The sequence below is a fragment of the Paractinoplanes maris genome (assembly GCF_023544465.1).
Classification (GTDB): Bacteria; Actinomycetota; Actinomycetes; order Mycobacteriales; family Micromonosporaceae; genus Actinoplanes; species Actinoplanes maris.
This window is the reverse complement of sequence record NZ_JALPVL010000009.1, coordinates 304,132-316,177: the sequence shown is the minus strand read 5'-3', so window position 1 is coordinate 316,177 and position 12,046 is coordinate 304,132. Positions and strand designations below refer to the sequence as shown.

Genomic DNA, 12,046 nt, shown 5'->3' with positions numbered 1-12,046 from the left:
GGATCATCGGGACGACCGCCACCAGTCGACCAGGCCCCCGAGACCCTCGTGCAGGCTCAGCTCGGCGCGGAAGCCCAGCTGGTCGGCGGCCGCGCCGGTGTCGGCCAGGCGCCGGGTGACGCCGTTGACCGCGCGGGCCGGGCCGAACTCCGGCTCCAGGTCACTCTTCATCACGTCGCTGAGCGCCTGGGCCAGCTCGCGCAGGCTGGTCTCGGTGCCGCTGGCGATGTTGAACACCTCGTCGGTGACCTCGGCCCGGGCGGCCAGGATGTTGGCCCGGGCGATGTCGGCCACGTGCACGAAGTCCATCGTGGCCAGTCCGTCGCCCTGGATCAGCGGTGGCGTGCCCGACTCGATGCGCTCCATCCAGCGGATCAGCACCTCGGTGTAGAGCCCGAAGATGTCCATCCGCGGGCCGTAGACGTTGAAGTAGCGCAAGGCGACGTAGTCGAGGCCCTTCATGGCGTGGAAGCTGCGCAGCGTCGCCTCGTTGAACGCCTTGGCCGCGCCGTAGAAGGTGTCGTTGTTGTAGGGGTGGTGGCGCTCGGTGGTCGGGAACTGCTCGGCCAGTCCGTAGACCGACGCCGACGACGAGGCGACGACCTTTTTGACGCCGGCCCCGGCGGCCGCTTCGACGACGTTGAACGTGCCGTCGACCAGCACCTCGTTGGCCAGCCGGGGTTCCTCGGCGCACTGCGTGATGCGGATGGCGGCCAGGTGGAAGACCAGATCCTGGCCCTCGGTGAGGCGGCGCACCAGATCGCGGTCGCGGATGTCCCCGTCGTGCGTGGTGACCCGGCCGTTCTCCGTGGCCCAGGCCAGGTTTTCCCGGCGGCCGCGGACGAAGTTGTCGAGCACCACGACCTCGGCCGCACCGCCCCGGACGAGCTCGTCGACGACGTGTGAGCCGATCGTGCCCGCCCCGCCGGTGACCAGAGCGCGCGCGCCCTCGATCTGTACGCCCGTCACGCCATGTGCCCTTCGTCGAGTTTGACCATGGTGCCGCCCGAGGCCAGGCTGACCGAGGCGGCTTGCAGGATTTCCAGTACGCGCAGACCCGCGCGGCCGTCGGTCAGCGCGGGCGTGCCGGTGGTGATGGCCCGCGCGAACTCGTCGACCATCGTGCGCAAGGCCTCCCGCTCGACCAGGGCGGGCGCGACCATGTCGCCCGAGCGGTACGACACCAGCATGTCGCGGCGCTGCTCGTCGCCCAGCTCCTCGGGCGAGGCCACGTCGACACCGCGGTCGTAGATGGCGATCCGCTGGCTCGGGTTGAGATCGTCCCAGACCAGGGTGCGCTTGGAGCCGCCGACGATGGCCGTCCGGATCTTCACCGGGGACAGCCAGTTGACGTGGATGTGGGCGATCGCGCCGTTGTTGAGCTCCAGCGTCAGGTAGGCCACGCAGGCCCGGCCGGCCCCGATGCCGTCGGCGCCGTGGGCGGCCACGGCCACCGGTCGTACGCCCGGCGGGAGCACAAAATCGAGGATGGACAGGTCGTGCGGGGCGAGATCCCAGACCACGTCGATGTCGCGCTGCACGAGGCCCAGGTTGATCCGCACCGAGTCGAGGAAATGCAGCTCGCCCAGCTCGCCGGAGTGCAGCAGCTCGCGGATCCGCAGCACGGCCGGGGTGTAGCAGTAGGTGTGGTCGCACATGAGCGTGAGGCCGCGCCGGTCGGCCTCCTCAACCAGTTCCAGGCCTTCGGCGTACGTCGCGGCGAGGGGTTTCTCGACGAGCACGTGCTTCCCGGCACGCAGCGCGGCCATGGCCACCGGCAAGTGCGTGCCGGCCGGGGTGGCGATGGCGACGGTGTGCACCTCGGGGTCGGCCAGCACCTCGTCGAGGCTCGCGGTCACCTGGACGGTCGAATAGGCACCGAGGACGCGGCGGGCCCGGTCGACGTCCAGGTCGCACAGCCGGCGCAATCGGAAGGCCGGCGACGCCTGGAAGTTGCGGACGAGGTTGGGGCCCCAGTAGCCGGCTCCGATGACGGCGACGCCGATCGGCTCGCCGGGCGCGAGTGGTGGAGGAGTCACGGACATCTGTTCCGTTCTTCGCTTCGGTGCACGTTGGACGCTCTCTTCGACCGGAAGCTATCGACGCGGTCCGGTCCGCCGCCAGAGTCGTGGCGGAAATCCGTCGGAAGCCGTGAGGGATCCGGTACCTTCGGTCATCGGGGCCCGCCTGTCGGCCGGAGCGGGCGACGACCATCGGTCAGAGTGAGCCGAAGTGTCGATGGTCCGATGTCGCCGGAGGCGTTGCGGTCAGGAGGCTCGCCCGCTCGCGAATGTCCGGAAAGGACCGCCCATGACGATCACCGTGGCCCCGACGGCCGATGTGGAGGAAGGCGCCGAAATCGGTGCCGGTACTCGGATTTGGCACTTGGCGCAGATTCGCGAGAATGCCACAGTCGGCGCCAACTGCACCATCGGCCGCGGAGCGTACGTCGGCCCCGGCGTCATCCTGGGCGACAACGTGAAGCTGCAGAACCACGCGCTGGTCTACGAACCGGCCCGCCTGGGCGACGGCGTCTTCATCGGCCCGGCCGCGGTGCTGACCAACGACGAGTACCCCCGGGCCGTGACCCCCGACGGCCGCCTGAAAACCGGCGACGACTGGACAGCCGTGGGCGTCACCATCGCCGAGGGCGCCGCCATCGGCGCCCGCGCCGTCTGCGTGGCCCCGGTCAGCGTGGGCCGCTGGGCCCTGGTGGCCGCGGGCGCGGTGGTCACCAAGGACGTCCCCGACTTCGCCCTGGTGGTCGGTGTCCCCGCCCGCCGGATCGGCTGGGTGGGCCGGGCCGGTCACCCCTTGACCCCCAAGGACGACAACACCTGGCTGTGCCCCGAGACCGGAGCCGAATACACCGAGTCCGACGGCCGCCTGACCGAGCGCTGACTCCGGCGTGTTGCCGGGCATCGATATCGTCGTGGACCGGTCGAAGACACCTGGAGGTCGGTCATGCCGGACGTTGCCGACGATGCGGAGCAATGGGTCCGATCCTGGTCGGCATCGGTCTCGGAGCAAGCCGCGGCGGCCCAGTCGTTGTCCGATCAGGTCAGCCGCTTGACCGTCACCGCTTCCGACCCGGAACACCACGTCACGGTCACGGTGGACGGCTCCGGCGGCGTCACCGATCTTCGCCTCGAGCAGCAGGCTGCTCACTTCGGGATGACCGAACTGGCCGACGTGATCCTGCGGACGATGCGTGCCGCTCAGGTGCGCCTCACCCGCCGGGTGGCCGAGATCGCCGAGCAGACGGTCGGTGTCGACAGCCCCACCGGGCGGGCCGTCGTCGCCGGCTTCGAGGCCCGATTCCCGGGCACCTCGGCCGAGGATGACGATGGGCGCTGAGTCCGGTTTCGAGGTGCAGGCCGACGCCGTCGGGCGACAGGCCGCGACGGTCGACGAGGTCGCCGAACAGGTGATCCAGGGACGGTCCGCCGCCTCAGCGGTCACGATCGGCCGGGACGCGTACGGCTTCCTCTGTCAGCTGATCCCGGCCCTGCTCGATCCACTGCAGGAGGCGACTGTCGACGCCCTTCAGGAGGCGGCCGACTCCTTGCAACGGTCAGCCGACGATCTGCGTACGACGGCCCGCGCGTACACCGGCTCGGACGAGCGAACGGCCGGCGCCTTCCGCGGCGGGAACGGACCGTGAGCGACCTCGCCAACCCGCTGATCGCGCCGCGGGAGGACAGCACCCGCTGGTTCAGCGGCGTCTTCCTGGCCGAGGACGTCGACTCGCTCATGGCGTCCTTCGACGGGGGCGGTTGGATCGATCCGGCCATCGGTGGCATCGCGGCCGGCCTCGACGCCCTCGCCTTCGTCACCGACCCGCTCGGCCAACTGGTCTCCTGGGGCGTGGGCTGGCTGATCGAACACGTGAAGCCGCTGTCGGACGCCTTGGACGCGCTCGCCGGCGATCCGGATCAGATCAACGCGTACGCCCGGACCTGGAGCAACGTCACCGGAGCCATGGCCTCCGCGGGGACGACCCTGCACGACGGGACCGCAAGACAGATCAGTGGATGGACGGGCGTCGCCGCACGGTCGTACCGGCACATCGCGGGCGAGCAAGAGGCCGCGCTTCAGGCGCTGGCCAAGGCGACCACCGCGCTGGGGCAGATCACCGCCGGCGCGGGCATGCTCGTCGCCACCGTCCGCATGATGGTGCGGGACCTGATCGCCGATTTCGTCTCGGTGCTCGCCGTCCGCCTGTGGGAGTGGCTGGCCGAGGCCGGCATCACCCTCGGCCTCGGCACGCCGTGGGTGATCGCGCAGGTCACCACCCTGGTCGGCAAGTGGGTCGCCCGCATCACCAAGCTGCTTGATGGTCTGGTCAGCAGCCTGCGCCGCCTGACGCCGATGATGCGGGGCCTGGAGAAGACCATTGCGGACATCAAAGGCCTGCTACGCCGGCTGGGCCGGTCCGACCCAGGCGGAGCGGCACCCGCACGGGGCACTCACCTGTTCCACGCCGAAGCAGATCCGCTGCGCAGGCACGGCTCCGCGAGGCAGACACACCCCGCCGAATGGGATGCCGCCATGCGGGAGGCGGAGGCGGCGGGAGTCGAGGTCGTCGTCCGCGAAGGCGCGATGGCGTATGGGCCGGCACCCTCGGCCGGCAATCCGGGACAGATGATCCTGGACCCGGACGCCTCCTACGGGGCGCTGCTGCACGAGATGTCACACTTGCGCGACGATCGGGACGCCGGATGGGCGGGCATGGCCGCGGCGATGGGCGATCCACGAGCACGGTACGAGAACGAAGCCCGCGCCTACCAGCAGGAGATCGACTATGCCCGGTCGATCGGCGACCAGGAGTCGGTGGACCGGCTGCACGAATTGCTGCGGCAGGAGTACGAGTACATCTTTGGAGTGGCACCGTGACGATTCCGCCACCACCGGCCCTGCCGCCGGAGCCTCCCGTCCGCGACATGACCGTGGGTGAACTACGCGCATTGGTGGAGCGGGGCGATGTCTACCGGGCCAAGTCGGTGTTCGAGCTGGCGTCGCGGGCGCGGGAGGACGACCGGGCGGTGGACGCACTCGGAGAGTTGAGCCGGCTCCCGGTTCTGCGGGGCGATCGACTGCATGGGTACGTCTCGTTGGCCTGGGCAGCGATCACCGGCTTGCTCGCGGCCGAGACGCCGCGGGCCCGGGAGACCGCGTACGCCGCCTTCGCAGAACTGCCACCGGGCGACCGGGACCTGTTCCTCACCTATCTCCGTGTCGACGCCATCGAAGAGGCTCACCCGCGGCTGTGACCGCCGGCGGCTCGCTGTCAGGCGGCTTTGCGCTGGGCCTTGCGGACGGCCTTCTCCAGGTCGGGGCGGGTCAGTTTGGTGCGGCCGGGGATGTCGAGGTCGCGGGCCAGCTGGGTCAGCTCGGTCTTCGACAGGTCGGCGAGGTCGTTCCCGGCGCGAGCGGGCTTGGCGGCCTTCGCCGTCTTGCGGGGCTTGGCGGCTTTGGCCGGGTGGGCGGCCTTGTCCTGCTTGGCTGCTTTGGCCGGCTTGGCGGCGGGGGCGTCGGCGCCCGAGCGGCGCTTGGAGGCGGCTTCGACGCTGCGGCGGAGGACTTCGAAGAGGTCGGAGGCGGCGGTGGGCTCGGGGGCGGGGTCGGCCGTGGTGACCTCCTTACCCTTCTGCTTGGCCTTGATGAGTTTGTTGACCCGGTCGGTGTAGGTGTCGCGGAAGTCGGCGGGCTTCCACGGGCCGGACATCGAGTCGATCAGTTGCTGGGCCATGTGCAGTTCGGCGGGCTTGGCCGTGTTGCGCTTGGGCAGCTCGTCCAGCTGCTCCTTCGGGTCCCGCACCTCGTCGGCGAAGAACATCGTCTGCAGGACCAGCAAGGGGCCGTCGGCGCGGATGGCGGTCAGGTATTCCTTGCCCCGCATGACCAGCGTGCCGACGGCGGCCCGGCCGGTGTCGGCCATGGCGTCGCGCAGCAGGCCGTAGACCTTGGCGGTCTCGTCGCTGCCGGGGCCCAGCCAGTACGTCTTCTGGTAGTACAGCGGGTCGATGTCGGCCAGTTCGACGAAACGGTGGATGTCGAGACTACGGGAGCGGCCGGGCGCGACCGAGTCGAGCTCGTCCTGGTCGAGCAGCACGTAGTCGCCACCGCCGACGTCGGCGCCCTTGACGATGTCGTCGAAGTCGACTTCTTTCCCCGTACGCTCGTTGACCCGCCGATATCGGATGCGGTCCGACGTGCCCTTCTCGAACTGGTGGAAGCTCACCTCGTGTTCGTGTGTGGCCGAATACATCGCCACGGGGACGGACACCAGGCCGAAGGTGATCGCGCCGGTCCAGATCGGTCGAGCCATGCTCGCGGCAATACCCGCGAAAAGGCCTGACCGAACCTGGAGTGGAACTCGCATTTCCGGCGTACCGTCAGAAAATGTGATGCGCAGCGCCACCGACCACCGCGAGCGGTGGGTCGGGGTGCGCCGGTCCGTCCTGGCCCTGGTGCTGGTCGGCGTGGTCGGGCTGGCCGGCACGGCCCTGTCCGCTCTCACCCTGAACGGGGTCGAGCAGGACCGCCTCAACCGGGCCCTCAACCAGCGGACCACGATGATCAAGCAGGCCATCACGGCCGAGGTCAACCGGTACTCGGCCTCGCTGACCGATCTGGCCGCGGCCGTCGGCTCGCAGTCCCGGCTCGAGACGGCCGAGTTCGCCGCGATCACCGCCGGCGTCGACCGGCAGCGGCTGCCCGGCGCGACCGGCCTGGTCTTCGTCGTACCGGTCAAGCACGCCCAAACGGCGGCGCTGGAGTCCGAGTGGCGCGGGCGCGGCTCACCCAGCCTGAAGCTGCGCCCGATCGGCGAGAGCACGCACCGCTTCGCCGTGCTCGACAAGTCACTGGACAACACCGGATCGTCGGCCGGGGTCGATCTGTCCCCGTCGGCCCAGGCGGTCGAGGCCATGGACATCGCCGAGCAGGATCGCCGGGTGACCGTCAGCCGCACCTACCGGCTGCTCAAGGACTCCGGGCTGCCGCCCGAGCGCCGCCAGTTGTCGTTCGTCTTCGTCGCACCGGTCTTCGCCTCCTCCCCCGGCGCCCCCGACGCCGGCCGGTTCCGCGGATGGCTGGTGCTCGGCACGCGGGGCGGGGACTTCCTGAGCGAGGCGGTCGCCGACGCGGCGGGCGACGGGGTGGCGGTCACCCTGATCGACGACGGGTCGGGCGATCCCATCCCGATGGCCAGCTGGCAGCCGCCGGCGCCGCTGGACACCTCGGTCGAGGCGCTGCAGATCACCGTGCCGGTCGCCCAGCGCAGCTGGAACCTGCGGGTGGCGGCCACCGACCGGCTGCTGGCCGGCACCGACCGCGGCCTCGACCGGATCGCCTGGCTGGTCGGTCTGGTGCTCACCGCCCTGCTGGTCGCGCTCACCGGCTCGATCGTGACCTCGCGCGACCGGGCCCTGCGCCGGGTCGACGAGGCCACCGCCGCGCTGCGCCGCGACATCGCCCAGCGTGAGGAGGTCGAGCACCGGCTGCGGCAGCGCGAGAGCGAGCTCGTCGGTTTCGCCGGGGTGGTCGCGCACGACCTGCGCAGCCCGCTGGCCCGCATCATGGGGTACGCCGACTTCCTGCACGAGGAGGCGTTCGACCAGCTCGACAGCACGCAGCGCGACTTCCTGGCCCGGCTGCGCAAGGGCGCCGACAACATGCGGGTGCTGATCGACGACCTGCTCGACTACGCCACCGCCGAGAACCGGCCGATGGCCAACGTCCCGGTCGACCTGCACCGCCTGGCCGAGGAGATCGCCCGCGACCGGGCCGCCGACCGGGCCGCCGGCATCGAGGTCGGGGAGCTGCCCACCATCTACGGCGACCCGACGCTGCTGCGCCAGGTGCTCGACAACCTGATCGGCAACGCCATCAAATACACGCCTCCGGACCGGGAGCCGCACGTCCGCGTGGGTTGCCAGCCGGTCGAAGGCGGGCGGTGGCGCTGCGAGGTGACCGACAACGGGATCGGCATCCCGGACCGCGACCGGGCGGCCGTGTTCGACGCGTTCACCCGTGTCGGTGGCAGCGAGAACTACCCCGGCACGGGTCTGGGCTTGGCCATCGTGCACCGCATCGTGGAGCGCCATCACGGCCAGGTCGGTGTCGAGGCGAACCCGAGCGGCGGCAGCGTCTTCTGGTTCACCGTCCCCGAGCACTCACGGGTGCCCACACCGCACTGACGCGATCGCCCAGGCCGCGTTGACCAGGCCGATGTGGCTGAAGGCCTGCGGGAAGTTGCCGAGCATCTCGCCGGTCCGCGGGTCGATCTCCTCGGCCAGCAGGCCGACGTCGTTGACGTGGCCGGCCGCCAGCTCGAACACCTCGCGGGCCCGCTCGTCCCGGCCGGCCAGGGCGAGCGCCTGCGCCAGCCAGAACGTGCACAGCAGGAACGTGCCTTCGTCACCGGCCAGTCCGTCGCCGGCGCGGTAGCGGTAGACCAGGCCGCGCTCGTCGGTGAGCCGCGCGCCGATCGCCTCGATGGTGGCCAGCACGCGTGGGTCGCCGGCCGGCAGGAAACCGACGATCGGCAGCATCAGCAGCGACGCGTCCAGCTCGGCCGAGCCGAACGACTGCGTGAAGATGCCCTCAGCCGTCACCCCCTCGCGCAGCACGGTCTCGCGGATCTCGTCCCGTTCCGCCTTCCAGCGCGCCACGTCGCCGGCCTCGAGCAGCGACTCGAGCTTGATCGCGCGGTCCAGGGCGACCCAGCACATCACCTTGGAGTGGACGAAATGCCGGGGCTCACCGCGGATCTCCCAGATGCCCCGGTCGGGGTCGCGCCACCGGGCGGCCGCCGCGTCGGCCATCGCGATCAGGAACGCCCGGACGTCGTCGTCCATGGTCGTGATCTGCTCGGCGAGCCGGTCGGCGGCCGCGAGCAGTTCCCCGTACACGTCGATCTGCTCCTGACGCCACGCCCCGTTGCCGATGCGCACCGGGCGGCTGTCGCGCCAGCCCCGCAGGTGGGGCAGTTCGCGCTCGGTCAAGTCGTGCTCGCCGCCCACGCCGAACATGATCTGCAACGGGGTGGAGGCGGTGGTCATGAACGCGAAGAAGTCGCCGGCCTCGTCGGGGCAGGCGGCGACCCACAGCGCCTCCATCGTGAAGCTGGCGTCGCGCACCCACGAATAGCGGTAGTCCCAGTTCCGTCCGCCGCCCGCGCTCTCCGGCAGCGAGGTGGTGGCCGCCGCGACGATCGCGCCGCTGGGCCGGAAGGTCAGGGCCTGCAGCACGAGGCCGCTGCGATGCACCAGATCGCGCCAGGGCCCGTCGTAGGTCTGATGGAGGTCGGACCACGATCGCCAGCCCTCCACGGTGTCGGCCAGCCTGTCCCGCAGAGCCGCCTCACTCCACACCTGGGCCGGGTGCTCCTCGAGGGTCGAGCGGTGCAGCGCGAAAGTGCGCGTTTCGCCGTCTTCGACCATGAAGCGCGCGGTGGCCACCCCGTCCTCGAGCGTCAACCGGACCGGCGTCGACAGCACCAGCCATTCGGCGCCGCCGCGCGCCGTGACGCCACCGTCGACGTGACCGAGCAGCGGCGTCACGATGCCGTACTCGGGCCGCGGGCGATAGCTGATCTCGACCTCGACCGAGCCGGTGAGGCCGGTGACCGACCGGATCAACAGGTGCGGCGAGCCCCGGCCGAGCTCGTGTCCACGGTTTCCGGGGCTGAGGGCCAGGGCGTCGGTCACCCGCACCGAGCCGGTCGCGGTGGTCAGGTCGGTTTCCAGGACCATCGTACGGTCGAGGTAGCGCCGCACCGACCGGTGCGCGGCGACCGGGCCGATGCGCCAGTGCCCCGCCTCGTCGTCGAGCAGCCGGCCGAAGATCGACGGGCTGTCGAAGCGCGGGAAGCACAACCAGTCCACCGAGCCGCCGGTGGTCACGAGGGCCGCGGAGTGGCAGTCGGACAGCAGCGCGTGCTGGGCGATCGGGACGTTGCTCATGCCCGCATTGTGGGCCCGAGCAACGTCCCGTCACGCCAGTCGCTTTCCCCGGTGCGGTCAGGCCAGGGTGCAGCTGACCGCCGGGGTGGCGGCCGGGCCGGTGCCGACCAGGCCGAACGACGTGCCGGCCCCGGCGGCCAGGGCGCCGTTGTGGTCGGCGTTGCGCACGGTCACGGCCGGGGTGGTGAGCACGCCGTTCCAGAGGGAGGCGACGGTCGTGCCACTCGGGTACGTCCAGGACACGGTCCACCGCGCGCCGGCGGTGGTGCCGGTGTTGCGTACGGCGACCTCGGCCTGGAATCCCCCGGTCCACGAACTGGTGGTCTTGTAGGTGGCGGTGCAACCCTGGTCGCTGCTGCCACCGCCGGCCGTGGTGGTCACGGTGCGTCCGGTCGAGGCCGCCGAGACGTTACCGGCCGCGTCGCGGGCGCGAACACTGAACGTGTAGGCGGTCGAGGCGGTCAGACCGGTCGCGTTGTAGGTCGTGCCGGACACCGTCGCGACGACCGAACCGCCGCGCAGCACGTCGTACGCCGTGACGCCGACGTTGTCGGTCGAGGCGGCCCAGGTCAGCGTGGCGCCGGTGGCCGTCACGTTCGTCGCGGCCGGCTGCCCGGGCACGCTGGGTGCGGTGGCGTCGTTCTCGCCACCGCCGGTGCTGTAGCGCTGGCCCAGGCTGATGCCGGTCGTGATGCCCGAGCCGCCCAGCGGCACCTGGTGGTCGAGGCTCACGAACTTGTTGCTGTACTGCCACAACGCGGGCTTCAACAGGGCGTACTTCTGCTCGTCCCAGGTCTTCCAGTCGTCGAGCAGCAGGCCACCGGTGTCGCCGGAGTTGGGGTTGAGCACCCAGAACGTCTGGTGCAGCTTGTTCTCGACGATCAGGTCGCGCAGCGCGGTCATCCACTTGTCCTGCCGCGCGTCCTGGCCGAGCCGGCCGCCCCACTCGCCGATCAGCAGCGGCGCGGTGCCGTTCTCGTGCAGGTAGAACCAGTTCGGGCGCCACACGTCGTTGGTCAGCGAAGCCTTGTCGAACGGCTTGTCGAACCACGGCTGGTTGTAGACGAGCGGGCCGTAGTCGTGCGGGGAGTAGACCAGTTGGTCCTGATTCGCGCCGAGGTTGATCGGGTAGTCCTTCACACCGCGAAGGTTGCCGCCCCACCAGTTGTTGTAGTAGTTCGGCGACAGGTCGGGGTTGGTGTTGGGCGAACTCCAGGTCTTGCCCTCGCGCGGGTAGATCTCCTGCCCCTCGACCAGGATCAGCACCTCGGGATTGATGGCGAGGATGCGCCGGGCCGCGGTCTCGGCGGTGTTCTTCCAGTTGTCGATGTCGGTCGAGTTGTCCCACTTGGCGCGGATGGGGTCGTTCGCCGTGCCGTGCGGCTCGTTCTTGAGGTCGAAGGCGACCACCGTGTCGTTGGTCTTCCAGCGGGTCGCGGCCCACTCCCAGGCCTGGTAATACAGCTCCGGCGTGATCGCGCCCTTGTACCAGACCGGGTGGATGTGCCCGGAGTTGTCGGCCTCGGCCGAGTGCACGTCGAGCAGGACCTTGATTCCGTACGTCTCGCAGAGCGCCAGCCAGAACTCGAAGATCTCGAGACTGTTCATCCCGGCCAGCTCCGGGTTGGCGTAGGTGTTGACGTTGGGCGCGGCAGCCTGGCCGTTCTTCCACTCCAGCAGCAGCTGCGTCGAGATCGGGACCCGCACGATGTTGATGCCGCGCTGGGACATCGACTTGGTGATGTCGGTGATGTTGGCCGACCACAGGCCGTGGAAGACGCGCTCGGACGCGTTGAAGCCGAACCAGTTGACGCCGGTGAGCCAGACCGGGTTGCCGGCGGCGTCGACGATCTGGTTGCCGTTGACATGCAGCCAGTCGGTCGCCGGGGCGGCCGCGGCCGCCGCCGGTGCGGCGGCCCGGGTGGGGGGATCGGCCGCGGCGGCGGCAACCGTCGAGGGCAGGGCCAGGGTCAGGCCCAGCACGGCGGCCAGGCAGGTGGTCACTCGGGTACGGAACACATGTACTCCCGGAGATCGGAGTGTGTGCTGCCATCGACAGCTTGGGAGCGCTCCCA

Annotated in this window: 10 protein-coding genes and 1 pseudogene; 6 read left to right on the top strand and 5 right to left on the bottom strand. The window is 70.5% G+C overall.

The features are described 5' to 3' along the window. Nucleotides 1-3 precede the first annotated feature (3 nt). Together NAG42_RS26825 and NAG42_RS26820 are read right to left on the bottom strand one after the other, a co-directional pair. Entirely contained in the window at nt 4-969 is a 966-nt protein-coding gene (locus NAG42_RS26825; RefSeq protein WP_250034267.1) for an NAD-dependent epimerase/dehydratase family protein, read from the bottom strand. Continuing rightward, complete coding sequence (locus NAG42_RS26820; protein WP_250034265.1) at nt 966-2,045, bottom strand: Gfo/Idh/MocA family protein; 1,080 nt, start codon at nt 2,043-2,045, stop codon at nt 966-968. Before NAG42_RS26820 ends, NAG42_RS26825 begins: the two co-directional genes overlap by 4 nt. Nucleotides 2,046-2,310: 265 nt before the next feature. Here NAG42_RS26820 and NAG42_RS26815 point away from each other — a divergent pair, with 265 nt between their 5' ends. The 5 genes from NAG42_RS26815 (at nt 2,311) to NAG42_RS26795 (ending at nt 5,273) form a co-directional block, all read left to right on the top strand. Beyond that, nucleotides 2,311-2,901 (top strand): acyltransferase, encoded by a 591-nt coding sequence (locus tag NAG42_RS26815; protein ID WP_284045901.1) that lies wholly within the window; start codon nt 2,311-2,313, stop codon nt 2,899-2,901. Nucleotides 2,902-2,964: 63 nt separating this feature from the next. Further along, nucleotides 2,965-3,357, top strand: coding sequence for a YbaB/EbfC family nucleoid-associated protein (locus NAG42_RS26810; RefSeq protein WP_250034261.1), 393 nt, complete (start codon nt 2,965-2,967; stop codon nt 3,355-3,357). Beyond that, nucleotides 3,347-3,664, top strand: coding sequence for a type VII secretion target (locus tag NAG42_RS26805; RefSeq protein WP_250034259.1), 318 nt, complete (start codon nt 3,347-3,349; stop codon nt 3,662-3,664). The genes NAG42_RS26810 and NAG42_RS26805 overlap by 11 nt, the downstream gene beginning before the upstream one ends. Then, on the top strand, nt 3,661-4,896 hold the full coding sequence (locus tag NAG42_RS26800; protein WP_250034249.1) for a WXG100 family type VII secretion target: 1,236 nt from the start codon (nt 3,661-3,663) through the stop codon (nt 4,894-4,896). The genes NAG42_RS26805 and NAG42_RS26800 overlap by 4 nt, the downstream gene beginning before the upstream one ends. Next, on the top strand, nt 4,893-5,273 hold the full coding sequence (locus tag NAG42_RS26795; RefSeq protein ID WP_250034247.1) for a hypothetical protein: 381 nt from the start codon (nt 4,893-4,895) through the stop codon (nt 5,271-5,273). The genes NAG42_RS26800 and NAG42_RS26795 overlap by 4 nt, the downstream gene beginning before the upstream one ends. A 17-nt stretch (nt 5,274-5,290) precedes the next feature. Here NAG42_RS26795 and ku read toward each other — a convergent pair whose 3' ends face one another. After that, on the bottom strand, nt 5,291-6,331 hold the full coding sequence (gene ku / locus NAG42_RS26790) for a non-homologous end joining protein Ku (protein WP_250034246.1): 1,041 nt from the start codon (nt 6,329-6,331) through the stop codon (nt 5,291-5,293). A gap of 79 nt (nt 6,332-6,410) precedes the next feature. On the opposite strand from ku, the gene NAG42_RS26785 reads away from it, so the two are divergent. Further along, complete coding sequence (locus NAG42_RS26785; RefSeq protein WP_250034547.1) at nt 6,411-8,204, top strand: ATP-binding protein; 1,794 nt, start codon at nt 6,411-6,413, stop codon at nt 8,202-8,204. Here NAG42_RS26785 and NAG42_RS26780 read toward each other — a convergent pair. Both NAG42_RS26780 and NAG42_RS26775 read right to left on the bottom strand, forming a co-directional pair. Further along, nucleotides 8,181-9,974 (bottom strand): annotated as a pseudogene (locus tag NAG42_RS26780) (glycoside hydrolase family 15 protein); the annotation flags it as partial. The gene NAG42_RS26785 and the pseudogene NAG42_RS26780 sit on opposite strands and share 24 nt — an antisense overlap. 54 nt (nt 9,975-10,028) lie before the next feature. Beyond that, nucleotides 10,029-11,990, bottom strand: coding sequence for a cellulase family glycosylhydrolase (locus NAG42_RS26775; protein WP_250034242.1), 1,962 nt, complete (start codon nt 11,988-11,990; stop codon nt 10,029-10,031). Nucleotides 11,991-12,046: the final 56 nt, after the last annotated feature.

Coding starts and splice junctions, on each gene's coding strand:
- NAG42_RS26820 (WP_250034265.1), bottom strand. CDS start 2,045: ATGTCCGTGACTCCTCCACCACTCGCGCCCGGCGAGCCGATCGGCGTC.
- NAG42_RS26815 (WP_284045901.1), top strand. CDS start 2,311: ATGACGATCACCGTGGCCCCGACGGCCGATGTGGAGGAAGGCGCCGAA.
- NAG42_RS26810 (WP_250034261.1), top strand. CDS start 2,965: ATGCCGGACGTTGCCGACGATGCGGAGCAATGGGTCCGATCCTGGTCG.
- NAG42_RS26805 (WP_250034259.1), top strand. CDS start 3,347: ATGGGCGCTGAGTCCGGTTTCGAGGTGCAGGCCGACGCCGTCGGGCGA.
- ku (WP_250034246.1), bottom strand. CDS start 6,331: ATGGCTCGACCGATCTGGACCGGCGCGATCACCTTCGGCCTGGTGTCC.
- NAG42_RS26785 (WP_250034547.1), top strand. CDS start 6,411: ATGCGCAGCGCCACCGACCACCGCGAGCGGTGGGTCGGGGTGCGCCGG.